The following is a 26,530-nucleotide window of genomic DNA, read 5'->3' on the forward strand; positions in this document are numbered from 1 at the left end:
GGTGGCAAGTATTATCATCGGCCGTTTATTAAAAAGGCTGTAACATGCGAGTTAAGTACAGCTGGGCTTTGGTATTACTACTTTCTGGTTGCCAATTAACTCAGTCAGAGAATCCAGACCAAGCTTCCGAGCAAACCAACACATCTCCTACTAAAGAAGTTTCTCAAGCGAACGTTTCATCAGAAGCGACCAAAGAAGAACCAAAAGTTGAAGCTCCAGTCGTTACTCCACAAACACAAGAAGATGTTTGGAAACGCATTGCGATGCAACTTGAAATGGAAGTGCCAGACCAAAAGAAAGTCGACTACTACCGAACCTGGTATCTCAAACACCCGAGTCACCTAAAAACCGTCTCCAAGCGTGCTGAACCTTTCCTTTATTTGATCACCACTAAGATTGAAGAAAAAGGCTTGCCACTAGAATTGGCACTATTGCCCGTCGTAGAAAGCTCGTTCGATGCGTTTGCCTACTCTCATGGCAGCGCAGCAGGCCTATGGCAATTCATTTCAGGTACGGGCAAAGACTACGGGCTTGAGCAAAACTTTTGGTATGACGGTCGCCGCGATGTTGCCGCTTCTACCGACGCCGCATTGGACTTCCTCTCAGACCTTAACAGACGTTTCGATGGCGACTGGAACCATGCGATCGCCGCCTATAACAGTGGTGGTGGTCGAGTAAACAGCGCAATTCGCAAGAACAAGAAGCTGGGCAAGCCAATCGACTTTTTCTCTTTGGACTTACCAAAAGAGACCAGCAGCTATGTACCTAAACTGCTTGCTCTAGCAGATGTCATTGCCAACCAAGAAAAGTATGGCATCGATATTCCGGCGATCCCGAATAAGCCAGTGCTGACTCTGGTTAACCCTGAAGAACAGCTTGATTTAGCCATTGCTGCGAACTACGCAGGCATTCCTGTCAAAGAACTTCAAGGTTACAACCCGGCTTACAACCAATGGGCAACGGCACCAGAGAAACACCAACAACTATTACTTCCTTTAGATTCAGTTGAGAAATTCAACAAAGAAGTCGCTGCCAATAAAGGCAAAGGCATGAAGTTGGTGCGTTACAAGGTTCAATCTGGTGACAGCATTAGCGTACTGGCAAGCAAATATAACACCACCAGCAAAGTGATCCGCTCTGCAAACGGTTTGAGCAACAACAATATTCGTATTGGCCAGCACTTACTTATCCCAACATCCACCAAAGACGACAAGACATACGCCCTAAGCGCCTCAAACCGCCTAGCAAGCACACAGTCGAAGAGTCGTGGTCAATATAAGCTCAGCCATACTGTAAGAAGTGGTGACAGCCTATGGACGATTGCACGCGCAAATAAGGTCTCTCATCAATCACTGGCTAAGTGGAATGGCATGGGACCACGCGACACGCTTAGAGTTGGTCAAGAACTGGTCATTTGGAAGAACGGCTCAGACGGCGCCATCATCCGTACGATCTTTTATAACGTAAGATCAGGTGACACAGTCAGCGGTATTGCATCAAAGTTCAAAGTAAAAAGTACAGATGTTGTAAAATGGAACACTTTGCAGAACAAAAAATACCTACAGCCAGGACAAAAACTGAAGCTGTATGTTGATGTAACTAAGGTAAGTGTATGAACCCGTCAAGTAACCCACTCGTCATGCTGTTGGATATATTCCGTTCGCCAACAGCTTGTTTCTTAGCGCTTTATCAACGAAGTGCTTGGGGATGGCAACCCTACGTCGTATTAATGCTCAGCCCATTTTTGTTTTGGGGTGCTTATTTTTCGAATGTAGATTTTGCATGGTTAAGTGCAGAGCTCTCGCAGCAACTGGCTCAAACGAACCCTGACCAATTGGCGTTACTTGACAGCAATACCTTACTCGCAAGTGAAATCATCAGCGACGTATTTGGCCGAACATTAACCATCGTTCTATTGGCATTCTGGTTTAACCTAGCAACCAAGCCAAGCCAACATCAGCACAGCTTTTGGCGATGGTTTGCAGCGGCATCGGTTGTTATATTCCCAGCTGTTTTAGGTGATGTAGCAAGCTACGCAAGCCTGATACTCAAGCATGGACATGTGATGAACTACGCTGCCGACTTGAACAGCTTAAATGGCTTGATCAAGTTACCGTTAACCAATGATTGGTCGCAGTTTGCTAGCTCATTACCACTGCTTCTGCCATGGTACATCGTGCTAGGTTATGCTGCGGTATTAACGTGGACTGAGTTTGAACGCGGGCAAGCGCTTGTGATTTCAGGCTTACCATGGGTTGGCTACTACCTAATCTGGGCGCTCTACATTTTAATCTTTTAAGTTGAAGAGATAAGGCTAGCGAAAACTCTCTAGCCTAATGTTCCGTTAGATTTCCCAAGGTAACCACCGTGCGAATGGTTAAGTTCCAATGACTAATAGCTAATCACTATTTAGCCTTAAAGGTCACTCGCATAGGGTTATGATCAGAAGCGTCCGTAATGGGCGCTTTTGCTTTTTCTACCAATAGCCCTCGATAAAACACGTGGTCGAGCACCAGTCCTGTAATGAACTGAGTTCTGTTATCTGGCTCAAAGGCAACTTCCGTCAAACCAACCTTCTCCAACGCATCTTTCAATACAGCAAAGCGAGCTTCACTCCAGCTATTAAAGTCCCCAGCAAAAATAACCGGCCCACGATACTTTTGCAGATTGTCAGTTAAGCTCTTGAGCTGAGCCTCGTAATCTTCCGTACCAAAGGTAAAGTTCACAGCGTGGATATTAATCACAGCCAGCTCTTCGCCATTGCTTAGTTGGTAACGCGACCAAAGCGCAGATTTAGGTAGTTGAAGCCAAGGTTCTTCATGAGTATAAGCACACGCTTCAATCGGCAAATGAGTTGCTAGGTTGAGTACCCCAGCACTTTGCTCAAAGGCCTCAAACGCATTAACACGTGTGCTTCCCCACTGGCCGCTCGTTACCCATTGGCGAAGTCCTTCTGTCATACTCGCTTCTTGCAGCAAGACTAAATCGCTACCTGCCGACAGCTTATTTAACTCACTCTGCCAATTATTTCGGTTTTGCTTGTAGATATTCCACACCGTAATGTCTAAGCCATCAGACACATCAATCGCTTTCGGTGCAGAGTTTTGGTAGCAACTGTAGATGTCGTTACTGGTACTTTGAGAGGAAGTGATTAGATTGGGTTTATTCGGGATCACGAAGATAAAATGAAAACTAACGACAGCAAGCGTTATCAATAACGTGATAACAATGATGGTTTTCTTAAACATACAACACCCTACCAGAAATGAAAAAGGAGCGATAAACGCTCCTTTTAGGGTAATAGTTTTTTTATACGGCGTCTTCGTCTTCTTCGCCAGTACGAATACGTACCACACGTTCAACTTCAGTAATGAAGATCTTACCGTCACCAATTTTACCTGTTTGAGCTGTCTCGATGATGGTATCAACACATTGGTCAGCCACTTCGTCGGTCACAACGATTTCTAGTTTCACTTTAGGTAAAAAGTCGACCATGTACTCTGCGCCGCGGTATAGCTCAGTATGACCTTTTTGACGTCCAAAGCCTTTAACTTCAGATACTGTCATACCCGTAATACCCACTTCTGCAAGTGCTTCACGTACATCATCAAGTTTGAATGGCTTGATAATGGCTTCAATCTTTTTCATGTTCATCCCTTAAACTGTGCGAATGGCTCATTATCGGTTAGCTATAGTAAACATTCAATGAAAAAAGCCAGAGCTTTAAAGCTCTGGCTCGAAATTTATCATCTTGTTTAATCAGCGCTTTGAGAAGGTTTTACTTAAGGCTTGCGTAGTAAGCGGCTAGATTCGCGATGTCTTCATCACTCAGCATTGAAGCTTGAGCCTGCATTACAGCGGCCAAACCGCCGGTGCGCTGGCCGTTCTTGTAAGCCTTAATCGATGAAGCGATGTATTGCTCGTTTTGACCTTTAAGGTTTGGATAGCCAGGGATCACTGCGATGCCGTCTGCACCATGACATGCCGCACAGATTGCTGCTTTAGCTTGACCCGCAGCAACATCAGCCGCAAGAGCGTTACCACTCAATAGTCCAAATCCAAGAACTAATCCTAGTGTAATTTTCTTCATTGCATATTCCATTAATTATTTTTATTAAAGTGACGTCGAATTGTGACACAAACTTTTTCTACTTGCTCCAAAGCGCTTCACAATCTTGACCTTCGTAGTTTTTATCTACGAATAAACCTAAAACAGCGATCACTCGATCGCCATCCATTAATATCGGCGTTCTGCGTCTTAACCAACTGGGTACTTGGTACTCTTGAAACAACTTCTTCAGCTTCCTGCTATGACCGCGCCCAACAGGGTGTGCTGACAATCCCTCAGGGTTAAAGATCACTCGCAATGTTCTGCTCGCTGTGTTGAGACTAAAACGTAAACGTTGCACATCACGGTGGTTAGACACACCATCACTCGCCGCTGAAGTTAAGTTTAGCTCCCCTAAACCATCAGGCAGAACTAAGCTCTCTTCCATCGAGATATCGCTTTGCCAGTTCGACAAGTCTTTGGTCTCTTTGACGACATAGAGCTGATGATTAAAACGTCTAACCTCAACCTCATTCAACACTAACTTAGGATTGGCGTCCGCCTGAGCACATGCCACCTCATCCCATATAAGTTTGAGCTGCTTTTGGCTCGGCATCGGTTGATTACAGTGGCTCAGCCACATTCTTAATAGGCGTGCACGCAGTAAATCAGAGTGCTGAGATAATACCTCAATACTTAAGCTGTGCTTCTCAGTTAAAGCTTGTTGTAAGTGAGACTCAAGCAACTCATCCAACAGTAACTCTTGCTCTGCACATAGCTGAGCGCTGCGACTGACCGACTCTCGGAAACTAGGCCAACGCTCGGTCAGTGTCGGAGTGACTTGATGACGAATAAAATTGCGGTCAAAGCGAACGTCTTGATTACTCTCGTCTTCTACCCAAGTTAAAGCCATATCGCGCGCCGCCCCTTCAATATCCGTTCTCGTCACCGACAGCAGTGGGCGAACGATATGAGCATTAGCAAACGGCATCATTTTCGCCATTGAAGAGAGCCCTTTCGGACCACTGCCACGCTTCAACGCCAACAAGAAAGTCTCTACTTGGTCATCGATGTGCTGGCCTGTGACTAATACATCGCCTTGTCTAATATGCTTTTTAAAGGCTTGGTATCGCGCGTCTCGAGCCAGCTTTTCTACGCTCTCTCCACGGCTAATATCTAGCGAAACTCGTTCAATGAACAAGGATACCGACAAAGCATCACACCATGTTTGGCATTGCTCTGCCCAGTAATCAGCATTGTTGCTTAAGCCATGATGAACATGTACCGCGCAGCACTCAATGTGATGGGACTTAGCGTATTGCGCAGCCAACTCCAACAAAACTCGTGAATCGACACCACCACTGAAAGCGACGATCAACCGACAAGGCTTAAGCGCGCTTTGATCAAGTACAGATGTGAAGGTATCAATTAAGTGTGTCATGAGGCTAATAAACCAAGAGATCGTGTGTGAAGGGATAATGTTTTAATAATAAAAAAGGGTTGGCACTGAGTCCAACCCTTTCATCATTTGTTCGTATAGCTAGCCTTATCGCTAAGGCAAGTTATCAGCAGTAGCCGTAGCTCATTAGACGCTGGTAACGACGCTCAAGCAGCGTTTCGTTATCAAACTGCTCTAGCTCTTCTAGCTGTTTAACTAACATGTCTTTCATGTTCTGAGCTGTTTGTGCAGGGTCGCGGTGCGCGCCACCTAGAGGCTCAGGAATGATTTCGTCGATAAGCTCAAGCTCTTTAAGACGAGGAGCAATCAGGCCCATCGCTTCAGCTGCTTGTGGTGCTTTATCTGAATCGCGCCATAAGATTGAAGCACAACCTTCTGGAGAGATTACTGAGTACGTAGAGTACTGAAGCATGTTCACGTAGTCACCAACACCAATCGCTAGTGCGCCACCAGAACCGCCTTCACCCACAACGTTACAGATAACAGGAACTGAAAGGCCAGCCATCACTTTTAGGTTTTTAGCGATAGCTTCAGATTGACCACGCTCTTCAGCACCAACACCTGGGTATGCGCCCGCTGTGTCGATGAAAGTAATAATAGGCATGTTGAAACGCTCAGCAGTTTCCATTAGACGTAGCGCCTTACGGTAACCTTCTGGCTTTGGCATACCAAAGTTACGGATCACTTTCTCTTTAGTCTCACGACCTTTCTGGTGACCAATAACCATAACAGGACGGCCATTTAGACGAGCCATACCACCCACAATAGCTTTGTCGTCAGCGTAAGCGCGATCGCCCGCCATCTCTTCAAACTCTGTGAATGCATGCTCCAGGTAATCTTTGGTGTAAGGACGTTGAGGGTGACGAGCAAGTTGAGCTACCTGCCATGCACCTAAGTCACTAAAGATTTTCTGTTTAAGCTCTAAGCTTTTTTTCTCTAGTTGTTCGATTTCTTTGTCTAGATCTACCGCTGTGTCACCACCGTGACGCGAAACGTCACGTAGCGCTTCGATTTTTGCTTCAAGTTCAGCGATAGGCTTTTCAAATTCTAGAAAGTTCAGGCTCATCTATGAATCCTTGTTGATTCAGCTCCGCATTCGCGAAGCTAAATTTTAGTTAAATTCGAGTTCTACTTGGCTATTTCCAAGCAGCTGTTTTAATTCGTCTAGTAATGTATCACTTGGCGTCACGCGCCATTCTGTGCCCAATGTTAACCGCGCTCTAGCGTCGGCACGCTGGTAGTATACATTGACTGGGACCGTTCCGGCTCTATAAGGTTCTAAGATTTGACTAAAGCGTTCAAAAAATTGACCGTTAATTTGGGATTGGTCGATAGATATCGACACCCCACGAGCATATTTCTCACGGGCGCTTCCTAAGTCCATGACCTCGCGCGCGGACATTTTAAGCCCGCCATTGAAATCATCAAAGCTGACCTGTCCGGAAACGACCACAATTTTGTCTTTTTCGAGCAATTCTGCGTAGCGATCGAGCGCATCCGAGAACAACATCACTTCCATTCGGCCCGAACGGTCATCAAGTGTCATCAAACCAATTCGCGTGCCGCGCTTCGTCGTCATCACTCTCGCAGCAATCACCAAGCCTGCAATTGTTAGTGATTGGTCACGACGCGTTGGCGTGGCATCTTTCAAACGACAGCTAGTGTATTTCGCTAACTCTTTGATGTAAGCGTTAACCGGGTGACCCGTTAAATACAAACCAAGCGTTTCACGTTCACCTTCAAGCCAAACCTTCTCAGGCCATTTAGGCACTTGGGTATACTTGTGTTCAACCTCTTCCGGAGCGTCGGTCAACACGCCAAACATATCAGATTGACCAAAAGACTCGGCATGATGATGTTGACTCGCCGCCTTCACCGCATCTTTCAAAGATGCCATCATTGCCGCTCGGTGAGGACCTAATCTATCTAAGGCTCCGGATAGAATCAACTTTTCGATAACACGTTTGTTGACCTTCTTCAGATCAAGGCGTGCACAGAAGTCGAATAAGTCTTTAAAGTAACCGCCTTTATTTCGCGCTTCAATGATCGCTTCAATAGGGCCTTCACCGACCCCTTTGATCGCACCGATGCCATAAACAATCGCGCCATCTTCATCCACATTGAAACGGTATAAACCTGAGTTGATATCTGGTGGTAAAAGCTTGAGCTTCATACGGAAACATTCATCAACAAGGCCGATAACCTTCTCGGTGTTATCCATATCCGCTGTCATTACCGCAGCCATAAATTCCGCTGGGTAGTGCGTTTTCAGCCATAGCGTTTGATAAGAAACCAGTGCGTATGCGGCCGAGTGAGATTTGTTAAAGCCGTAGCCCGCAAATTTCTCTACCAAGTCAAAGATCTTCATGGCCAGTTCGCCATCAACACCATTGGCTTCAGCGCCCTCTTTAAAGGTACCACGCTGCTTTGCCATCTCTTCTGGCTTTTTCTTACCCATCGCACGACGCAACATATCCGCTCCGCCAAGCGTATAACCAGCGAGGATCTGTGCGATTTGCATTACCTGCTCTTGATACAGGATGATGCCGTACGTAGGTTCTAGCGTCTCTTTCAGCGATTCGTGTTGCCACGTTTCATCAGGGTAAGAAACCGCTTCACGGCCGTGTTTACGGTCGATAAAGTTATCTACCATGCCTGATTGCAGAGGACCCGGACGGAACAGGGCTACCAATGCGATAATATCTTCAAAACAGTCGGGCTGTAGACGTTTGATAAGGTCTTTCATACCACGCGATTCCAGCTGGAATACCGCGGTGGTTTCAGAATTTTGTAATAGGTTAAATGACGCTTGGTCATCAAGAGGAATCGACTCGATACGAACCGGTTCTTTCCCCTCTTTCTTCAAACGTGGATTCACTAGGCCTAACGCCCAGTCGATGATGGTCAGGGTACGCAGCCCCAAGAAGTCGAACTTAACCAAGCCAGCCGTTTCAACGTCATTCTTATCGAACTGCGTTACTGGGAAGTTACCTTCTGCGTCGGCATAGATTGGCGCAAAATCGGTGATCGTGGTGGGTGAGATAACAACACCACCTGCGTGCTTACCGGCATTTCGCGTACAACCTTCAAGGATGCGACACTTATCAATCAGCTCACGAACTTCTTCATCGCCATCGTAAAGCTCTGGCAATGCAGGTTCAGCAAGGAATGCTTTCTCTAGCGTCATACCCGGGTCTGGCGGTACAAGCTTTGAAATTCGATCGACGAAACCAAACGGGTGGCCCAATACACGGCCTACATCGCGGATTACCGCTTTTGCCGCCATGGTACCAAAGGTGATGATCTGAGAAACGGCATCACGACCGTACATTTCAGCCACGTGATCAATAACTTGGTCACGCTTATCCATACAGAAGTCGATATCGAAATCGGGCATGGATACACGTTCTGGGTTCAAGAAACGTTCGAAAAGTAGATCGTATTCAAGTGGATCGAGATCGGTGATATCCAAGGCGTAAGCGACTAGAGAGCCGGCACCAGAACCACGGCCAGGACCTACTGGCACATCGTTGTCTTTTGACCACTGGATGAACTCCATTACGATCAAGAAGTAACCTGGGAAACCCATGTTGTTAACAACTTCGAGCTCAATCTTGAGTCGCTCATCGTATTCCGGTCTGCGCTCAGCACGCACTTTTTCATCTGGGAATAGGAACGCTAGACGTCGCTCAAGGCCTTCTTCAGATTTCTTGATCAAGAAGTCTTCAATCGCCAAACCTTCCGTTGGGAAGTTAGGCAGGAAGTACTCGCCCAGACGAACCGTTACATTACAACGCTTAGCAATCTCAACACTGTTCTCAAGTGCTTCAGGAATGTCTGAGAACAGCTCACACATCTCTTCTTCACTACGAAGATACTGTTGCGCGCTGTAATTTTTAGGACGACGAGGATCGACCATAGTGAAACCATCATGAATTGCCACGCGAATTTCATGGGCATCAAACAAGTCTTCAGAAATGAAAACCACTTCGTTGGTCGCGACAACAGGCAGGTCTTCTTGTTCAGCAAGCTCTAGCGCAAAGTGCAGATAAGACTCTTCATCCGGGCGCCCAGTACGAATGAGCTCCAAATAAAAACGGTCTGCGAAATGTGTTTTGTAAAACTCAACGCTGCTTGCAACCAACTCTCGATTGCCTTTCAGCAGCGCCTTACCAATCTCACCCTCTTTTGCTCCCGATAGAAGAATCAGGCCTTCGGCATGTTCAATCAGCCACTCTTTATCAATAACAGGCTGATGTTGAACATGACCACGAAGGTAAGCTTTTGAAATCAATAATGTTAGGTTGTTATAACCTTTATTATTCGTTGCAATAACAGTGAGCTTGGTTAATTCATCGCCAAAATCCGGAGACTGCATCAAGAAGTCAGCACCAATAATTGGCTTAACCCCACACCCATGGGCAGTACCGTAAAACTTCACTAAACCACACAGGTTGGTAAAGTCGGTCAATGCTAGAGCAGGCATACCCATTTCAGCGACTTTTTTAACTAATGGTGGCACCTTGGATAGGCCATCCACCATCGAAAAGTCACTGTGTACGCGTAGGTGAACAAATTTTGGATCTGACATTATTTTTCCTGAGTTCTAGGTTTGAGCCTAGGATTACAACTGTGTGTATTCTATTTTTTTCTAATACAAGTTAGCAACTTTATTCGATGCTAAGCTCTAGTTAACGTAAAGCTCTAATCTATACCAAGAATACGTTTTACTGGCTTAAAGCTCTTGCGGTAATGCTCGGTTACACCATGTTTTTCAATCGCTTCGAAATGCGCTTTGGTCGGGTAACCTTTATGCTTAGCAAAACCAAACTCTGGATGAAGTTTATCAAGATCTTCCATCTCTTGGTCACGAACGACTTTTGCGATAATAGACGCCGCACTGATTTCAGCCACTCGCAAGTCCCCCTTCACAATCGCAAGACCATCCATCGGCAGTTCTGGGACTCGGTTTCCATCTATCAACGCCATATCAGGTTGAACGCTCAACCCCGCGATAGCTCGCTGCATAGCAACCATCGTCGCTTGCAGAATATTCAACTCATCAATTTCTTGTGGAGAACAACGACCGACAGACCACGCCAAAGCTTTCTCTTTGATTTCAGGAAGTAACGCAAGACGCTTTTTCTCAGACAATTTCTTTGAGTCGTTCAAGCCTTCGATTGGGTTGTTTGGATCAAGGATAACCGCAGCGGTCACCACGTCGCCAACCAAAGGGCCACGCCCTACTTCATCCACGCCAGCAAACAGCTGGTAACCTTGCGGGTATTCAAATGGAGGAAGCTCTTTTTTTTCTTTTACTGCCATAACTAATCTCTTAATGTTCTGTAAATAAGCGCTTTATGCTTCAACAAAAGGTCGGTCAATCAATTTCAATACTGCGTTAGCGGCTTGTTTGTCTGCATCTTTACGGATCCAGTGATGCATCTCGGTAAAGCGTTCGATCAAGGCACTGTTATCGGCTGATAGCATTTTATCGACAGACGGGAACAAAAAGTCTGGGTGGCACTCTTCAAGAATATGCTCTTTCACGATCTCTTCACCAGCCAAAATATTCGGCAGTGACACAAACTCAGTGATCGCCAATTTCTTAACAATGTAACCCGTCAGCTTATTTACTTTGTAACCAACCACCATAGGGCGTTTAAGCAACATACATTCAAGAGCCACGGTACCTGAAGCCAAGAGCACAGAATCAGCGGCGGTAATCACGTTGGTTGCCGTATCTTCGACTAACGTGAATTCAAGCTCAGGTGCGGTCGATTGCCAGATTTCAGTAAACTGCTTTTTACGCTGTTCGTTAACGAGCGCAACAACAAAATTGATATCCGGATACTTCTGCTTGATACGTTGGCAAGTTTCGATAAATGGTTGAGCAATCAAACCCATCTCACCACCACGACTACCCGGCAATACAGCTAACCATTGCTTGTCTTGATCTAAGCCTAACAGCTCACGTGCATCTTGTTTGCTTGGTTCTAAAGGAATAGCATCAGCTAACGTGTGACCAACAAATTCACAGGCAACGTTGTATTTATCATAAAACGCTTTCTCAAATGGCAGGAAGGCCAAAACCAAGTCGGTTGCTTTGTCGATTTTAAAGATACGTTTAGGACGCCAAGCCCACACGGAAGGGCTCACGTAATGAACCGTTTTAATGCCGGCGTTCTTAAGATCGAGTTCAAGTCTTAGGTTGAAGTCAGGCGCATCGATACCCACAAACACATCTGGCGGGTTTTGAGTGAAATACTTTACCAGCTCTGCTTTCACTTTTAATAAGCGAGGTAAACGGCCAAGTACTTCAACTAAGCCCATGACAGCCAGCTCTTCCATCTCGAAAAGAGACTCACAACCAAGCGCCTTCATTTTTGGTCCGCCAATACCCACGAATTCAGCGTTCGGGTACTGCGATTTGATTGCTTTGATAAAACCTTCGCCAAGCGTGTCACCAGAGAGTTCTCCGACAACGATACCTACGCGCAGTGGTTCATTCGAAACAAAGTCCGTGCTGTTGGTTGCTGTTTCTTGCTGTGCCATAGTTTTCCAATTCCCTTCTTGCCTAAAACAAAAAAGATCGCCTAATGATTAGCGATCTTTTTGTTATACCAATCTGATTAAGTAATTATTGTCATACTTACGCGGATTGGTACATAACCACATCGAGTATTAACGAATAATACCGCGCTCAGAGTTCTCTAGCATTTCAAGCATAGGAACTACCGAAGTAAACTCTTTTGCCATTTCCACTAAAGCCGCTTTCGCTTCTTCAAGTGTTTTACCTGAACGGTATAGCTCTTTGTACGCTTTCTGTAGTGCACGAATTTCAGGTTTCTCAAATCCGTTACGCTTCAAGCCTACTAGGTTAAGGCCGAATGGAGCCGCGTGGTTACCCTGTGCAAGCACGTACGGCAGTACATCTTGAACAACTGCAGAACAGCCACCAATGTATGCGTAAGCACCAATTGAGCAGAATGGGTGAATCGCAGAAAGTGCCATAACACCAGCGTAGTCGCCAACCGTTACATGACCGCCAAGAATAGCGTTGTTACCAATGTGAGTGTGGTTACCAACAATAACATCGTGCGCTACGTGAGCATTAACACAAAGTAAGTTGTCATCACCAATCACTGTGGTTGCTTTGTCTTGAACCGTACCACGATGGATTTGAACCGCTTCACGAATTACGTTGCGATCACCGATCACAACTGTTGTGTCTTCGCCGCCGTATTTCTTATCTTGGTTTTCTTCACCGATAACAGCGTGTGGGAAGATACGGTTTTCTTTACCAATGGTTGTGTGACCTTTGATCACAACGTGCGACATCACTTCAGTGTCGTCTCCAATGGTCACGTTACCAGCAATGTAAGTGAAAGGCCCAACCGTCACGTTAGCACCGATAGTTACATCACCTTCGATTACTGCTGCCGGGTGAATTTTCGCTGTTTCATGAATCATATTAAAACTCTCTACGAGCACATTTAAGTTCAGCTGAACATACAACTACGCCGTCAACCTTAGCAACACCATTAAACGATGCGATGCCACGACGTTCTTTTAAGAATTCAACTTCGATAACCAGTTGGTCACCAGGTACTACTGGCTTACGGAATTTTGCTTTATCAACACTTGCAAAGTAGTAAAGCTCGTTGCCAGAAGGCGCACCAAAAGATTTAAATGCTAGAAGGCCTGTTGCTTGTGCCATTGCTTCTAAGATCAACACGCCTGGGAATACAGGAAGTTGTGGGAAGTGGCCTGTGAACTGAGGTTCGTTAACAGAGACATTCTTAATCGCAGTCAGTGTTTTTTCTTTTTCAAAGCTAGTCACACGATCAACCATTAAGAATGGGTAGCGATGAGGTAATAGTTCCTGAATTTCAGTAATGTTCATCGTTGTCTGTTCAGTAGTCAAAGTCGTATTCCTATATATATTCTTTATTTAATTAGAAGGATTATAAACGAAAAAGACTCGCTGTACGCGAGCCTTTTATTAGAAATGCTGGAATTATGATTCCGCGCTCTTCTCAATAAGTTTTTCAACGGTTTTCAAACGCTTGTTCATTTCATCAATACGATGAACTCGCGTCGCTGTTTTACGCCAGTCTTTATTTGGCTGTAAAGGAATACCCGAAGAGTACATGCCTTTCTCAGTGATGCTGCGCATTACCATCCCCATACCGGTGATTGTAACGCCGTCAACGATTTCAATGTGACCATTAATCACACAACCACCACCAATAATACAGTACTTACCTATCGTCGTGCTGCCTGCAATGATAGTACCACCAGCAAGAGCTGAACCATATCCGATGTGAACATTGTGAGCAATCTGGAGTTGGTTATCTAGGATAACGTTGTCTTCGATGATTGTGTCATCTAATGCGCCGCGGTCGATGGTAGTACACGCGCCAATTTCTACGCGGTTACCAATGCGAACAGAGCCGACTTGCGGGATCTTAACCCATTCGCCTTTCTCGTTCGCATAACCAAAGCCATCAGAGCCAATAACAGTACTTGATTGGATCAGACATGCTTCACCAATCACAACTTCATGGTAAACACTTACGTTAGCCCACAGCTTAGTGCCTGCGCCAATTTTTGCATTTTTACCAATAAAGCAACCAGCACCGATGATCACATCATCACTAAGTACTACACCAGACTCAATCACAGCGTTCGCACCAATAGACACATTTTGTCCAATAGTTGCATCGCTAGAGATTGAAGCAGAATCAGCAATAGCCGCTGCGGGTGCAGGAGTAGTATCAAGCGCTTGAGCAACCTTAGCAAAAGCAACGTAAGGGTCACTAACCACAATAACGTTGGTCTTACACAATTCGCGCTCACTCTCTTTAACCATAATAGCGGACGCTTTACAGTCACCTAGGTGCTTGCTGTACTTCACGTTAGAAAGGAACGTAATGTTACCTTCTTGCGCTTTATCCATAGGAGCGACTGCTGAGACGGTAATCGTACCGTCTCCGTGTAGCTCTCCCCCAGTAATCGTTGCCAATTCGGCTAAAGTCAGGTTCTTCATAAAACTTATTTCAGTGATTTAATTACTTGCTCAGAGATGTTGTATTCAGGCTTACCGTATTGTAGAGCTTGAATATCAACGATCATGTCGTAGCCTTCTTTCTCTGCAACTTTAGTTACAGCATCTTGAATCACTTTGAACAGCTTCTGCTTCTCTTGTGCTTCACGACGTTGACTTGCTTTTTCTAATGCTTGAGCTTTGATTTTGTACTTGCTGTCTAGTTGGCCAACTTCGATACGAAGCTTCTCAACTTCTTCAGGACCTAGTAGCTCGCCATCACGCTTAAGCTTTTCAATCTTGGTTTTCGCTTCAGCTTGAATGCTCTGTAGCTCAGCCGCTTTATCTTTGAACTCTTCCTGCATTTTTTGAAGAACAACTTCACGCTGAGGTAGAGCCTGGAATACTTGTGCAGTGTTTACATAACCCACTTTTTGCGCAGCTTCAGCAGCTGTTGCAAAGAAAGAAGAGCTAAGAACTACAAGGCCTAAACCTGCTGCTTTAATCATATTTTTCAAAATATTGTCCTTTAAATATTAGAAAGTTCTACCAATGGTGAATGTGAAGAATTCCTCATCATCACCTTCGTAAACTTTAATTGGTTTCGCTAGAGAGAAAACCAGTGGGCCCATCGGTGACATCCATTGAAGGGCTGCACCATAAGATGAACGGTAATTTGTTGGATCAGAGTAATCGTAGTAGTACTGACTGCCACTGTTAGGTGCGCCACGGTCTACGAACTCTGTATCCCATACACTTGCCATGTCGAAGAAGACACTGGTTCGAATCTGGCTGCGCGCTTCATCAGAAGCAAACGGCGTTGGGACAATTAACTCTAAACTGGCCAAAGCAACCGCGTTACCACCAACTGAATCATCGGTTGCAGAGCTGTATGTAGGGTTATTACCTGTGCTGCTGCCGTAAACGGCTTTCGGGCCAGCTGAGTTAGAGCCAAAACCACGTAGGGTTGTAAAACCACCTGCGTAGTAGTTCTCGTAGAATGGGAACAAGTTATCGTTACCATCTGTTTGACCATAACCATTACCATAGCCTAATCGGCCGCGCATCAATAGTGTGAACTCATGCTTTTTGGTCAGCGGGATGTAATGTTTTACATCGTACTGCATTTTGAAGTACTGAGCATCAGAGCCTGGTACCGTCATTTTAGCGAAAGCACGTTGGTGGTTACCCTCAGTTGGGAAGAAACCACGGTTCAAATTGTTACGCGTCCATGAAATATTGATATCGAAGTCATCGGTTAAGATGTGCTCGTCACCGTATTGGTCGATACTTCTCGCGAACTGTTCAACTTGGATATAAGTCGGTACGTTACCGATCTTGTTGTGCGTATAGCCCACACCAAACTCGATACGGTTCAGCTCATCCATAGGGAAACCCCATGTTAGGCTGGTACCGTAACTTTGGTTGGTATAGTCGACGATGCCCGCTTCAGAGGCTTCAAATTCGTTGTAGAAGATCTTACCGCCTAAGCTCACACCATCAAGGTTCCAGTATGGGTCACGGTAGTCTAAGCTCACGTTCTTTTGGTAATCGTTCATCATGGCACTTACGCCAACACGGTTACCTGAACCTGCAAAGTTATCTTGTTGCAAACCAACTTGGAAACTAACACCTGATTCAGTACCGTAGCCGACACCAAAGTTGATACTGCCTGAGTTCGCTTCCTTAACGTTGTAAACCAAATCAACTTGGTCTTCACTGCCAGGAACACGCACTGTTTGTACATCAACCGTTTCAAAGAAACCTAAACGGTTAAGACGGCTCTTACCGGTATCAATGGACTTAGAGTTAAGCCAGCTGCCTTCCATTTGACGCATTTCACGACGCAGTACTTCGTCTTTCGTTGAGTTGTTACCCGTGAATCGAATATCACGAACATAGATACGGCTGCCCGCTTCTACATTGATAACCAACGACACTTCTTTGGTCTCATCGTCAAATTCAGGAATCGTGCGAACTTGTGGGTACGCGTAGCCAGATTCACCAAGAATTCGTTTTACGTTCTCTTCCAAAGACGTTACCGAAGAACCGTTGTACGTATCGCCGTCTTCGAATGGCACTAACGCTTCGAAGTCAGCCTCACGACCGATTAATTCACCACGGAAAGAGACATCTTTAACGGTGTAGGCTTCGCCTTCATCGAGGCCAAGCGTGATGTAAACACCTTTTTTGTCTGGAGAGATCGCCACCTGCGTAGAGTCAACCTTAAACTTAAGGTAACCACGGTCAAGGTAGTAAGATTTCAGCGCTTCGATATCACCGGCTAATACTTGCTTTTGGTATTTTTCATCCGCAAGGAAATTCCACCATGCAACATCAACATTCAGATTGAAACGACTAAGCAGTTCAGAGTCAGAGAAGACTTCATTACCGATAAAGTTGATTTGCTGAATCTTAGCGGATACGCCCTCAGTAAACACAAACTTAAGGTCAGAACGGTTACGTGGCAGAGGTGTCACAACCGCTTTTACTGTCGCGTTGTACTTACCAACACTGTAGTAAAAATCTTCAAGGCCTTTTTCAATGTTACTCAGCGTAGTACGGTCAAGGGCTTCACCTTCACGAACACCAGACGCATCTAGGTTCTGCTGAAGCTGTTCTTCTTTAATCGCTTTATTACCAGAGAATGAGATGCTTGCGATGGTCGGTCGTTCTTGAACTTGAACAATCAATACACCTTCATCACGAAGTACTTTAACGTCCTCAAAGTTGCCCGAAGCATACAATGCACGAATGATCTCAGACACATCGCTTTCATCCACTTCATCGCCAATACGTACTGGCATTTTCAGTAGAGCTGCACCAAGTGCAACACGCTGTAAACCTTCGATCTTGATATCTTGAACTACAAAGTTTTGTGCTCCGTTCGCAGCCACACTAGTGGCCAATAGACTTGCGAACAGAATTTGCTTAATCGCCATACTTATTCTAATTATTCCTTGCTACTACCAATGCCTGTGAGAAACCATTCACAGACGAGTAAAATCGTTAAATATTGCCAGAGCCATCAATGAGAAGAGGATTGCCCCTCCCACTCTGTATCCCATTTCCTGAACTTTCTCAGGTACCGGTTTACGAGTAACGGCCTCAATAGCGAAAAACAGCAAATGTCCGCCATCAAGCATAGGCAGCGGAACCAAATTAATAATCCCTAAGTTAACACTAATCAGAGCCAAAAAGCCCAAGAAGTAAACCAGACCATAATCGGCGGTTGTACCTGCACCTTTAGCGATTGAAATAGGGCCACTCAAGTTGTTTAAGCCAACATCACCAACGATGAGCTTCTTAAGCATTGTCAGTGTCAATCCAATGATTTGACCTGTTTTATCAAATGCTTTTCCTACAGACTCAATTACACCAAATTGTAACTCAAAGCGATAATCTTCTGGCCATTCTGCGACTACCGGAGCAATACCTGCATAGCCGATTGTCGAACCATCAGAAAGCTCTCGACTTTTTGGTGTCATAACCAATGACTGCTCGGCACCATTTCGCAATACGACCAAGTCCAATGATGTCATTGGATTAGCACGAATTAACTCAACAACCGACTGCCACTGTTCAATAGGTTGCCCGTTAATCTCAACAATTTTATCGCCAGCTTCAAGACCTGCATCGTATGCAGCGCCATCATCAATGATTTGAGCCAGTACGGTCGATATCTCTGGAGAATACGGTCTAAAGCCCAGCGTTGTCATTGCAGATTCAGTTTCTGGGTTGAACGACCAGTCTGAAATATCCAATGTCATTTGTTGCTCAAAGCCGATGTCGTCTTGAGAAGCAACCGTCACTGTCATGGATTGATCACCAATGTGCGATATCAACCCCATATTGACTGATTCCCAATCTGCGGTTTTGATTCCTGAAATAGATTTAAGTTCCATTCCAGTTTCAATTCCGGCTTGTGCAGCAATAGATTGTGGAGTGACTTCACCAATCACGGGCTTAACCGCGGGTACGCCAATCAAAAATACTAACCAATACGCGAACACCGCAAAGATAAAGTTGAATGCAGGGCCTGCACCCACAATCGCCGTTCGTTTCCAAAGCGGCTTCTTGTCGAAAGCGTATTGCTGTTGATCTTCAGAAAGATCGTCAACACGACCATCGAGCATCTTAACGTAGCCGCCCAGTGGAATCACTGACAAGCTGTATTCAGTACCATCACGGCCCACTTTACTCCAGATTGATTTACCAAAACCAATCGAGAATTTTTCAACTTTCACACCACAACGACGAGCGACCCAGAAGTGTCCAAACTCATGAACAGCAACCAGAATGCCAAGCGCTACGATAAAAGATGCGAAGTTCCACAGAATTCCACTCATGCTAGCTGCTCTTTAATAAATTGAATGGCTATTTGACGAGACATATTATCGAGCTCGAGAAGGCTTTCCAAGCTATCTAAACCCTCAGAGTTATGTTGTTCACATACTTTGCTCATAACGTGTTCGTTAATGACAGCAATATCGGTAAACTTCACCTGATTGTTCAAGAAAGCATCGACCGCGATCTCGTTAGCTGCATTAATGGCTGTTGTCGCATGCTGACCTAAGTAGCACGCTTCAATCGCTAACCTCAAACACGGGTAACGACTGAAATCTGGTTCTAAGAAGGTAAGCTCACCCACTTTAGTAAAGTCTAAAGGCTTAACACCCGCCTCGGTACGATTAGGGTAAGACATCGTCAAAGCGATTGGCGTTGCCATATCTGGTTCGCCCATTTGAGCAAGCACAGAGCCATCCTTGTACTGAACCATCGAGTGAATCACAGACTGCGGGTGAATGATGACCTTTAACTGCTCCTGAGAAGCATTAAATAGCCATTTCGCTTCAATGTACTCTAGCCCTTTATTCATCATAGTCGCAGAATCGACAGAGATCTTAGGCCCCATAGACCAGTTAGGGTGTGCAATTGCGCGTTCAGGAGTCACTGATTCGAGTTCAGCCACATCGGTATAACGGAAAGGACCACCAGAACCAGTCAGAAGAATATGGTTAATGCCGTTTTCTTCAAGGTTACAGCGGCCTAGGTTAGTTTGTACGTTCTGCGGAAGGCATTGGAAAATAGCATTATGCTCGCTATCGACAGGAAGCAGCTCTGCACCGTATTTTTCCACGGCGTCGATAAACAACTGCCCAGACATCACCAAAGCTTCTTTGTTTGCAAGCAAGATACGCTTGCCCGCTTTAACCGCAGACATAGTAGGAAGTAAACCAGCGGCACCAACAATCGCGGCCATTACCGTGTCCACTTCCTCTAGAGAAGCAACCTGACACATGCCTTCAGTGCCTGAAAGTACTTTTACGTTAGGGTAACTCACGGACAACACTTCAGTCAGTTGAGACGCTGCATCAGAGCAAGCCATAGCAACATAGCTTGGTTGCCACTTTTCAACTAACGCCAGCATCTTTTCAACATTCGAGCCTGCAGCCAGTGCAACCACTGAATAGAGATCTGGGTTTTGCTCAACGACTTTTAGTGTACTTGCACCAATTGAGCCGGTAGCGCCAAGGATAGTTAGATTTCGCATCACATATGACCGTAGAAATGTAATAAAGGGCAGAATCACTGCCCTTTTTTATTAGAATGCTAAATAAAGCAGAGCAAAGACAGGGAATGCAGCCGTTAAGCTATCTATTCTATCTAGTATACCACCATGACCAGGAATCAGATTACTGCTGTCTTTCACCCCAGAAACACGCTTAAACATGCTTTCAACAAGGTCACCTAGAACAGAAATAACAACGGTCACAAGGGTAATAACAATCATGTGAAGTGGGCTTGTGAATTGGATGTCAAACAAGTCAGCAAAGATCCAAGCCACGATCACCGCAGTAATAATGCCACCGATAAGACCTTCAATCGTCTTATTAGGGCTTACCGCTGGTGCCATTTTACGCTTACCAAAACTCTTTCCTGAAAAGTATGCGCCGCTATCTGCAGCCCAAACAAGCAAGCAAACAAACATCACCAGTTTAGCACCGTGGTAAGGATCAGCATCGATACCGTTAGCACGCAGGATAACCACACTCCAGAAGAATGGCAGCAGAGTCAGCACACCAAAGGCGTGACGAAGAAGAGAAGAGTCTTTCCATGCAGGCATAGACTTAGGATAAGTCACCGCCATGCCACTCGCGATTACCCACCAAATCGAGCCAATCGTTAGAATGGCGTAGTGAGCAGTAGACAAGTTATTAAGGCTAAATGCATCAAAAGGGATAAAAGCAAAACTTGCAGCACTTACCACAACCGTTGGAATCAACGCTACATAACGTGATTTGCTTTCAACAAACTGAGTCCACTCCCAAAAACCCAATAGCGAGATTACCGCTAGTGAAAGAATAAATGTAGGAAGTGATAACTCGAAAATACCTAGAATAACTAGGGGAGCTAAAATCAACGCCGTAATAATTCGTTGTTTCAAACCAAAAAATCCTTATTAACTGTCCATCAGAGCTTTAATTTGCTCACCGGTGCATCCAAAACGACGCTCACGGTTAACAAACCAAGTCACAGCTTCTACTAAGCTGTCTTCATTAAAGTCTGGCCAGAATTGTTCAGTGAAATACATTTCGGCGTAAGCCAACTGCCAAAGCATAAAATTACTAATGCGGCATTCGCCACTGGTACGGATAAGTAGATCGACTTCAGGAATATCTGCCATTGTCAGGTGCTGTGTAATCATAGCTTCATCAATGTCATCTACATTAATATCACCAGACTTTACCTGTTGAGCAATAGAGGTCATTGCTTGCTGAATATCCCACTTACCGCCGTAGTTAGCTGCAATATTAATAACCATACCCGTATTGGTGCTAGTCAAAGCTTCCGCTTCTTCTATCTTCTTTTGTAGTCGATCATTGAAACGACTTTTATCACCAATAACACGAAGTTGTAGATTATTTTTATGAAGCTTTTTAACTTCACTCGACAGCACTGAAATAAACAGTTCCATCAAGATACCGACTTCTTCTTCAGGACGACGCCAGTTTTCGCTACTAAATGCAAAAAGAGTAACGGCTTTAATGCCAAGTCTGGCTGCAGAAGAGATAGTTTTACGAACGGCTTGAACACCGTTTTTATGGCCAAAGACGCGAGGCTTGCCCTGAGCTTTTGCCCAGCGACCATTACCATCCATAATGATAGCAATGTGTTTAGGAAGAGAGTCTGTGAACGCTTGAGAATTATGCATAAAAGAGTGAATCAAATTCTAATAGTCGAACAGAGTAGCATAAAAAAACGCTGCACCGTGAGTACAGCGTTTTTCCGGAAAGAAAAGAATATGGAAAATTAAACTTCCATCAACTCTTTTTCTTTAACAGCTAGAACTTCGTCTACGTTCTTAACCGCAGCGTCAGTTAGCTTTTGAATTTCGTCTTGTGCTTTACGATCTTCATCTTCAGAGATTTCTTTATCTTTAAGAAGTGCTTTTAGATCGCCATTCGCGTCACGACGGATGTTACGGATAGCAACACGGCCACCTTCAGCTTCGCCACGAACGATTTTAACTAGGTCTTTACGACGCTCTTCCGTTAGCGGTGGAAGTGGAACACGGATAACTGTACCCGCAGACATAGGGTTTAGGCCTAGGTCAGATGTCAGGATTGCTTTTTCAACTAGAGGAGTCAGCGTTTTATCAAACACTGTAATAGCTAGTGTACGTGCATCTTCAGCGATAACGTTAGCTACTTGAGTCAAAGGCGTTGGAGCACCGTAGTACTCAACAGTAAGACCAGAAAGTAGGCTCGGGTGCGCACGGCCTGTACGAATCTTTTGCAGGCTGTTTTTTAGTGCATCAACACTTTTTACCATGCGCTCTTGAGCGTCTTTTTTGATTTCGTTAATCACAATTTCACCTTGATTATGTTCTTTCTTCAAGAAAGCTTTTTATTTGGAGTGATAAGGATAAGCTTGCCAAGGTACAACACCTCAGTAAGCCCGAAAAATTAGTCAGCGTCGCTGATTAATGTACCTTCAGTTTCACCCATAACCACGCGACGTAGTGCGCCTGGTTTATTCATGTTAAATACACGGATTGGCATTTTGTGATCACGTGCTAGCGTAAATGCAGCCAAGTCCATTACTTTAAGTTCTTTATCAAGAACCGTGTTGTAAGACAACGTATCATACAACTCTGCGTCTGGGTTTGCTACAGGGTCAGAAGTAAATACACCATCTACTTTTGTCGCTTTTAGAACTACGTCAGCTTCGATTTCGATACCACGTAGACATGCAGCAGAATCCGTAGTGAAGAATGGGTTACCCGTACCAGCAGAGAAGATCACAACGCGACCTTGACGTAGTTGGCTGATTGCATCTGCCCAGTTGTAGTCGTCACACACACCTTTAAGAGGGATTGCAGACATTACACGTGCGTTTACGTAAGCACGGTGAAGAGCGTCACGCATTGCAAGGCCGTTCATTACCGTTGCAAGCATACCCATGTGGTCACCAACAACGCGGTTCATGCCAGCTTCAGCAAGACCAGCACCACGGAACAAGTTACCGCCACCGATAACAACACCAACTTGAACGCCTAGTTCAACCAATTCTTTTACTTCTTGAGCCATACGATCAAGGATCGTTGGGTCAATACCAAAACCTTCTTCGCCTTGTAGCGCTTCACCGCTAAGTTTTAACAGAATACGTTGATACACTGGTTTAGGGTTCGTAGTCATGGAGTTTACCTTCCAAAGAGTTGATGATTAACAGTCATGGATAAAAACTGAGTAAGTCAGTTTGCATTCATAACCACTAACGTTGCCTTCAAAAATAGTTCACTATTCATAAAAAGACCGCAGCATTTGCCACGGTCTTTTTTCAAACAATACGCTAAGGATTAACCTTTTTGTACCGCTGCAACTTCGTCAGCGAAGCTCATTTCAGCAGCTTTCTCGATACCTTCACCAACTTCTAGACGTACGAAGTTAGATACTGCAGCGCCTTTTTCTTTAAGGATTTCGCCAACAGTTTTCTTAGGTTCCATGATGAAAGCTTGACCAGTTAGAGAGATTTCGCCCGTGAATTTCTTCATACGGCCGATAACCATTTTCTCAGCGATCTCTTGAGGCTTGCCTTCGTTCATAGCGATTTCAACTTGAACTTCTTTCTCTTTAGCAACTACGTCTGCTGGTACGTCTTCTGGGTTAACAAACTCAGGACGAGAAGCAGCAACGTGCATAGCAACGTGCTTAAGAGTTTCAGCTTCGCCTTCACCAGCTACAACAACACCGATTTTCTCACCGTGACGGTAAGAAGCTAGTGCAGCACCTTCAACGTAAGCTACGCGACGGATGTTGATGTTTTCGCCGATTTTAGCAACTAGAGCAACGCGAGTTTCTTCGAACTGTGCTTGTAGCTCTTCTACAGAAGCTTTAGAAGCTACTGCTGCAGCTGCAACTTCTTCTGCAAACGCAGTGAAGCTAGCATCTTTTGCTACGAAGTCAGTTTGGCAGTTAACTTCAAGAAGAACAGCTACACCGTTCTCTTCTTTGATGATGATTGCGCCTTCAGCAGCAACGTTACCAGCTTTCTTAGCTGCTTTCGCTGCGCCAGATTTACGCATGTTTTCAATTGCTAGTTCGATGTCAGCGTTTGCTTCTACAAGCGCTTTCTTACATTCCATCATGCCAGCGCCAGTGCGCTCGCGAAGTTCTTTAACTAGAGCAGCAGTTACAGTTGCCATTCTCTATTCCTCGGTTGATTCGAAAATAAGGTAAAAATCAGGGGCCAAAATGAGGCCCCCGATCTAACTATAACTTAGCTTACATTTAATAAAGATTTCAAAATCTATATTAGCTAAGCCAAGCGTGATTCAGAGCCGCTATTATTCAGCTTCTACAAAACCATCTTTTTCAGCAGCTACAGCAGCAACGTCTTTGTTACGACCTTCTTTAACCGCGTCTGCAGCAGCGTTTAGGTAAAGCTGTACTGCACGGATTGCATCGTCGTTACCTGGGATAACGAAGTCAACGCCGTCTGGGTTAGAGTTAGTATCAACTACAGCGTAAACTGGGATACCTAGGTTGTTTGCTTCTTTAACTGCGATGTGTTCGTGATCAGCATCGATTACGAATAGAGCGTCTGGTAGGCCGCCCATGTTCTTGATACCACCAAGAGACTTCTCTAGCTTCTCCATTTCACGAGTGCGCATTAGAGCTTCTTTCTTAGTTAGCTTGTCGAAAGTACCGTCTTGAGCTTGCGCTTCAAGTTCTTTCAGACGCTTGATAGACTGACGAACAGTTTTGTAGTTCGTTAGCATACCGCCTAACCAGCGGTTGTTAACGTAGAACTGGTTGCTGTTTACAGCAGCTTCTTTAACAGCTTCAGATGCAGCGCGCTTAGTACCAACGAAAAGAACTTTACCTTTCTTCTCACCAACTTTAGCGATTTCTGCTAGAGCTTCGTTGAACATCGGTACAGTTTTTTCTAGGTTGATGATATGTACTTTGTTACGAGCACCAAAGATGAATGGCTTCATTTTTGGGTTCCAGTAACGAGTTTGGTGACCGAAGTGAACACCAGCTTTAAGCATATCGCGCATTGATACAGTTGCCATTTTAAAATCCTCTATGGGGTTAGGCCTCCACATCCCCCATGAATCCGACCCCTAACAACTAACCACTAACCACTTTTCAGCCGTTATCTGTGTTGTTGAGGCACCCCGGAACATGTGTCGGAATGTGTGTGATTTAAAGAAATAAGTTAGTGGACATAAAGCTTGTTTCGCCAATTGGAGAAAACAGTCCTGATGTCCGGCGCGCTTTATACCATATTTTGTCTATCTATGGCTAGAAAAAATTCTAAAAATGGCGACTGCTATACTGATCTCTAAAGGTAAATTTTCTCTATAAAATAGTGTCTATATCAAGCAGGTTCTGCATCTGTTAACCGAACATTATTTAATCACGTTAACAGTATCCTCCAGTATTGTACGGACATGGTAATGTTGCGCTAAATTGCTGCACTGATAGAATAGCCCCAATATGCACACTTAGGTGCTACCAAATTAAGAGATATGCAATGGCTGTAAAAATTAAAACTGCTGAAGAAATTGAAAAAATGCGCGTCGCCGGCAAGCTGGCCGCTGACATTATTGAGATGATCGAACCTCACATCCAAGTGGGTACCACGACGGAAGAGCTCAATACGCTTTGTCATGAGTACGCTCTAGAAAGAGGTGCATACTCTGCGCCACTCGATTACCACGGTTTCCCTAAGTCTATCTGTACGTCTATCAATCATATTGTGTGTCACGGCATTCCCGCGTCACAAGACGAGACGGGTAGCACAGGTCAATTCAAACCTGCGGTACTCAAAGATGGCGACATTCTGAACGTTGATATCACAGTTATCATCCCTGATGACGCAAATGCCGATCTTAGTACTCGCCCTCAAGGCTACCACGGTGACACCTCTAAGATGTTCCTAGTGGGTGAGGTTTCACCTGCAAACAAGCGTCTGTGCATGGTTGCTCAAGAAGCACTTTACGAAGGCATGCGCCAAGTTAAGCCAGGTGTTCAACTTGGTCAAATCGGTACTGCTATCGAGAAGTACATCAAAACAAACAACAAGAACAACCCACGCGCTAAGTTCTCTATTGTTAAAGATTACTGTGGTCACGGCATTGGTTCTGAATTCCACGAAGATCCACAAGTAGTTCACTACAAGAACAGCGATCGCACCGTGCTAAAAGCAGGCATGTGCTTCACTATCGAGCCAATGATCAACGCGGGTAAGTTTGGCTGTCGTCTTGATGACGAAGATAGCTGGACAGTATACACAGCAGACAGCAAGAACTCGGCTCAATGGGAGCACACTCTGGTTGTAACTGATACTGGTTGTGAAGTACTAACACTGCGCAGCGATGATACAATCCCACGTATCATGAAGAACGCTTAGTTCACCGAACTGAGCGCATCAGCCTTTTAAAAATATCCTCGCATTGTCG

24 protein-coding genes are annotated in these 26,530 nt (G+C 45.0%); 3 read left to right on the forward strand and 21 right to left on the reverse strand.

All coding sequences use genetic code 11. The features are described from left to right. The first annotated feature begins 44 nt into the window (after positions 1–44). Together AB4482_RS10760 and AB4482_RS10765 are read left to right on the forward strand one after the other, a co-directional pair. Positions 45–1,616 (forward strand): LysM peptidoglycan-binding domain-containing protein, encoded by a 1,572-nt coding sequence (locus AB4482_RS10760; RefSeq protein WP_372051870.1) that lies wholly within the window; start codon positions 45–47, stop codon positions 1,614–1,616. Then, complete coding sequence (locus AB4482_RS10765; protein ID WP_017060727.1) at positions 1,613–2,299, forward strand: YIP1 family protein; 687 nt, start codon at positions 1,613–1,615, stop codon at positions 2,297–2,299. Before AB4482_RS10760 ends, AB4482_RS10765 begins: the two co-directional genes overlap by 4 nt. A gap of 106 nt (positions 2,300–2,405) precedes the next feature. Here the strand turns inward: AB4482_RS10765 and AB4482_RS10770 are convergent, their stop codons facing one another. The 21 genes from AB4482_RS10770 to rpsB form a co-directional block, all read right to left on the reverse strand. Then, positions 2,406–3,248: an endonuclease/exonuclease/phosphatase family protein gene (locus AB4482_RS10770; RefSeq protein ID WP_372180915.1), complete on the reverse strand. Its 843-nt coding sequence runs from the start codon at positions 3,246–3,248 to the stop codon at positions 2,406–2,408. A gap of 61 nt (positions 3,249–3,309) precedes the next feature. Continuing rightward, complete coding sequence (gene glnB, locus AB4482_RS10775; protein WP_017063373.1) at positions 3,310–3,648, reverse strand: nitrogen regulatory protein P-II; 339 nt, start codon at positions 3,646–3,648, stop codon at positions 3,310–3,312. 130 nt (positions 3,649–3,778) lie between these two features. Further along, the gene (locus AB4482_RS10780) at positions 3,779–4,102 is read right to left on the reverse strand and encodes a cytochrome c (RefSeq protein ID WP_170791809.1); all 324 of its coding nucleotides are present in this window, start codon (positions 4,100–4,102) and stop codon (positions 3,779–3,781) included. Between the two features lie 46 nt (positions 4,103–4,148). Continuing rightward, positions 4,149–5,489, reverse strand: coding sequence for a tRNA lysidine(34) synthetase TilS (tilS, locus tag AB4482_RS10785; protein ID WP_372180916.1), 1,341 nt, complete (start codon positions 5,487–5,489; stop codon positions 4,149–4,151). Between the two features lie 124 nt (positions 5,490–5,613). Continuing rightward, positions 5,614–6,573, reverse strand: a complete 960-nt coding sequence (accA, locus tag AB4482_RS10790; RefSeq protein WP_017060731.1) for an acetyl-CoA carboxylase carboxyl transferase subunit alpha — start codon at positions 6,571–6,573, stop codon at positions 5,614–5,616. 45 nt (positions 6,574–6,618) lie between these two features. After that, the gene (gene dnaE / locus AB4482_RS10795) at positions 6,619–10,098 is read right to left on the reverse strand and encodes a DNA polymerase III subunit alpha (protein WP_372180918.1); all 3,480 of its coding nucleotides are present in this window, start codon (positions 10,096–10,098) and stop codon (positions 6,619–6,621) included. Between the two features lie 113 nt (positions 10,099–10,211). Continuing rightward, positions 10,212–10,832 carry a ribonuclease HII gene (rnhB, locus tag AB4482_RS10800; protein WP_017063371.1) on the reverse strand — a complete coding sequence of 207 codons (621 nt, stop codon included), beginning with the start codon at positions 10,830–10,832 and terminating at the stop codon, positions 10,212–10,214. Positions 10,833–10,865: 33 nt separating this feature from the next. Then, positions 10,866–12,062: a lipid-A-disaccharide synthase gene (gene lpxB / locus AB4482_RS10805; protein ID WP_017069380.1), complete on the reverse strand. Its 1,197-nt coding sequence runs from the start codon at positions 12,060–12,062 to the stop codon at positions 10,866–10,868. Positions 12,063–12,191: 129 nt separating this feature from the next. Then, positions 12,192–12,980: an acyl-ACP--UDP-N-acetylglucosamine O-acyltransferase gene (gene lpxA / locus AB4482_RS10810; protein WP_017069381.1), complete on the reverse strand. Its 789-nt coding sequence runs from the start codon at positions 12,978–12,980 to the stop codon at positions 12,192–12,194. Between the two features lies 1 nt (position 12,981). Next, the gene (gene fabZ / locus AB4482_RS10815; RefSeq protein ID WP_009847408.1) at positions 12,982–13,434 is read right to left on the reverse strand and encodes a 3-hydroxyacyl-ACP dehydratase FabZ; all 453 of its coding nucleotides are present in this window, start codon (positions 13,432–13,434) and stop codon (positions 12,982–12,984) included. 93 nt (positions 13,435–13,527) lie between these two features. Beyond that, positions 13,528–14,559, reverse strand: a complete 1,032-nt coding sequence (gene lpxD, locus AB4482_RS10820) for a UDP-3-O-(3-hydroxymyristoyl)glucosamine N-acyltransferase (RefSeq protein WP_017066404.1) — start codon at positions 14,557–14,559, stop codon at positions 13,528–13,530. 5 nt (positions 14,560–14,564) lie between these two features. Beyond that, complete coding sequence (locus AB4482_RS10825) at positions 14,565–15,065, reverse strand: OmpH family outer membrane protein (RefSeq protein ID WP_017063367.1); 501 nt, start codon at positions 15,063–15,065, stop codon at positions 14,565–14,567. A 27-nt stretch (positions 15,066–15,092) separates the two neighbouring features. After that, positions 15,093–17,498 (reverse strand): outer membrane protein assembly factor BamA, encoded by a 2,406-nt coding sequence (gene bamA, locus AB4482_RS10830; RefSeq protein ID WP_372180919.1) that lies wholly within the window; start codon positions 17,496–17,498, stop codon positions 15,093–15,095. 48 nt (positions 17,499–17,546) lie between these two features. Beyond that, entirely contained in the window at positions 17,547–18,905 is a 1,359-nt protein-coding gene (gene rseP, locus AB4482_RS10835; RefSeq protein WP_372180920.1) for a sigma E protease regulator RseP, read from the reverse strand. After that, positions 18,902–20,110, reverse strand: coding sequence for a 1-deoxy-D-xylulose-5-phosphate reductoisomerase (gene ispC / locus AB4482_RS10840; RefSeq protein ID WP_017060737.1), 1,209 nt, complete (start codon positions 20,108–20,110; stop codon positions 18,902–18,904). Before ispC ends, rseP begins: the two co-directional genes overlap by 4 nt. Before the next feature lie 51 nt (positions 20,111–20,161). After that, positions 20,162–21,004 (reverse strand): phosphatidate cytidylyltransferase, encoded by an 843-nt coding sequence (locus AB4482_RS10845; RefSeq protein WP_017063365.1) that lies wholly within the window; start codon positions 21,002–21,004, stop codon positions 20,162–20,164. A gap of 15 nt (positions 21,005–21,019) precedes the next feature. Beyond that, positions 21,020–21,772 (reverse strand): isoprenyl transferase, encoded by a 753-nt coding sequence (locus AB4482_RS10850; protein WP_017063364.1) that lies wholly within the window; start codon positions 21,770–21,772, stop codon positions 21,020–21,022. A gap of 98 nt (positions 21,773–21,870) precedes the next feature. Continuing rightward, positions 21,871–22,428: a ribosome recycling factor gene (gene frr / locus AB4482_RS10855; protein ID WP_017060741.1), complete on the reverse strand. Its 558-nt coding sequence runs from the start codon at positions 22,426–22,428 to the stop codon at positions 21,871–21,873. A gap of 98 nt (positions 22,429–22,526) precedes the next feature. Then, positions 22,527–23,258: a UMP kinase gene (pyrH, locus tag AB4482_RS10860; RefSeq protein WP_017060742.1), complete on the reverse strand. Its 732-nt coding sequence runs from the start codon at positions 23,256–23,258 to the stop codon at positions 22,527–22,529. Between the two features lie 161 nt (positions 23,259–23,419). Continuing rightward, positions 23,420–24,265 carry a translation elongation factor Ts gene (tsf, locus tag AB4482_RS10865; protein WP_017063361.1) on the reverse strand — a complete coding sequence of 282 codons (846 nt, stop codon included), beginning with the start codon at positions 24,263–24,265 and terminating at the stop codon, positions 23,420–23,422. 141 nt (positions 24,266–24,406) lie between these two features. After that, positions 24,407–25,138, reverse strand: a complete 732-nt coding sequence (rpsB, locus tag AB4482_RS10870) for a 30S ribosomal protein S2 (RefSeq protein WP_032546326.1) — start codon at positions 25,136–25,138, stop codon at positions 24,407–24,409. Between the two features lie 464 nt (positions 25,139–25,602). Between rpsB and map the strand changes: the two genes are divergently transcribed. Then, the gene (map, locus tag AB4482_RS10875; RefSeq protein WP_017060743.1) at positions 25,603–26,481 is read left to right on the forward strand and encodes a type I methionyl aminopeptidase; all 879 of its coding nucleotides are present in this window, start codon (positions 25,603–25,605) and stop codon (positions 26,479–26,481) included. The last annotated feature ends 49 nt before the right edge of the window (positions 26,482–26,530 follow it).

It is taken from the genome of Vibrio sp. 10N.222.55.C7 (genome assembly GCF_041473335.1).
GTDB lineage: Bacteria > Pseudomonadota > Gammaproteobacteria > Enterobacterales > Vibrionaceae > Vibrio > Vibrio crassostreae_C.

Bases quoted from the DNA above. Each gene is read 5' to 3' on its own strand.
- AB4482_RS10760 (WP_372051870.1), top strand. From the start codon at position 45: ATGCGAGTTAAGTACAGCTGGGCTTTGGTATTACTACTTTCTGGTTGC.
- AB4482_RS10765 (WP_017060727.1), top strand. From the start codon at position 1,613: ATGAACCCGTCAAGTAACCCACTCGTCATGCTGTTGGATATATTCCGT.
- AB4482_RS10770 (WP_372180915.1), bottom strand. From the start codon at position 3,248: ATGTTTAAGAAAACCATCATTGTTATCACGTTATTGATAACGCTTGCT.
- glnB (WP_017063373.1), bottom strand. From the start codon at position 3,648: ATGAAAAAGATTGAAGCCATTATCAAGCCATTCAAACTTGATGATGTA.
- AB4482_RS10780 (WP_170791809.1), bottom strand. From the start codon at position 4,102: ATGGAATATGCAATGAAGAAAATTACACTAGGATTAGTTCTTGGATTT.
- tilS (WP_372180916.1), bottom strand. From the start codon at position 5,489: ATGACACACTTAATTGATACCTTCACATCTGTACTTGATCAAAGCGCG.
- accA (WP_017060731.1), bottom strand. From the start codon at position 6,573: ATGAGCCTGAACTTTCTAGAATTTGAAAAGCCTATCGCTGAACTTGAA.
- dnaE (WP_372180918.1), bottom strand. From the start codon at position 10,098: ATGTCAGATCCAAAATTTGTTCACCTACGCGTACACAGTGACTTTTCG.
- rnhB (WP_017063371.1), bottom strand. From the start codon at position 10,832: ATGGCAGTAAAAGAAAAAAAAGAGCTTCCTCCATTTGAATACCCGCAA.
- lpxB (WP_017069380.1), bottom strand. From the start codon at position 12,062: ATGGCACAGCAAGAAACAGCAACCAACAGCACGGACTTTGTTTCGAAT.
- lpxA (WP_017069381.1), bottom strand. From the start codon at position 12,980: ATGATTCATGAAACAGCGAAAATTCACCCGGCAGCAGTAATCGAAGGT.
- lpxD (WP_017066404.1), bottom strand. From the start codon at position 14,559: ATGAAGAACCTGACTTTAGCCGAATTGGCAACGATTACTGGGGGAGAG.
- AB4482_RS10825 (WP_017063367.1), bottom strand. From the start codon at position 15,065: ATGATTAAAGCAGCAGGTTTAGGCCTTGTAGTTCTTAGCTCTTCTTTC.
- bamA (WP_372180919.1), bottom strand. From the start codon at position 17,498: ATGGCGATTAAGCAAATTCTGTTCGCAAGTCTATTGGCCACTAGTGTG.
- rseP (WP_372180920.1), bottom strand. From the start codon at position 18,905: ATGAGTGGAATTCTGTGGAACTTCGCATCTTTTATCGTAGCGCTTGGC.
- ispC (WP_017060737.1), bottom strand. From the start codon at position 20,110: ATGCGAAATCTAACTATCCTTGGCGCTACCGGCTCAATTGGTGCAAGT.
- AB4482_RS10850 (WP_017063364.1), bottom strand. From the start codon at position 21,772: ATGCATAATTCTCAAGCGTTCACAGACTCTCTTCCTAAACACATTGCT.
- pyrH (WP_017060742.1), bottom strand. From the start codon at position 23,258: ATGACTACGAACCCTAAACCAGTGTATCAACGTATTCTGTTAAAACTT.
- tsf (WP_017063361.1), bottom strand. From the start codon at position 24,265: ATGGCAACTGTAACTGCTGCTCTAGTTAAAGAACTTCGCGAGCGCACT.
- rpsB (WP_032546326.1), bottom strand. From the start codon at position 25,138: ATGGCAACTGTATCAATGCGCGATATGCTTAAAGCTGGTGTTCACTTC.
- map (WP_017060743.1), top strand. From the start codon at position 25,603: ATGGCTGTAAAAATTAAAACTGCTGAAGAAATTGAAAAAATGCGCGTC.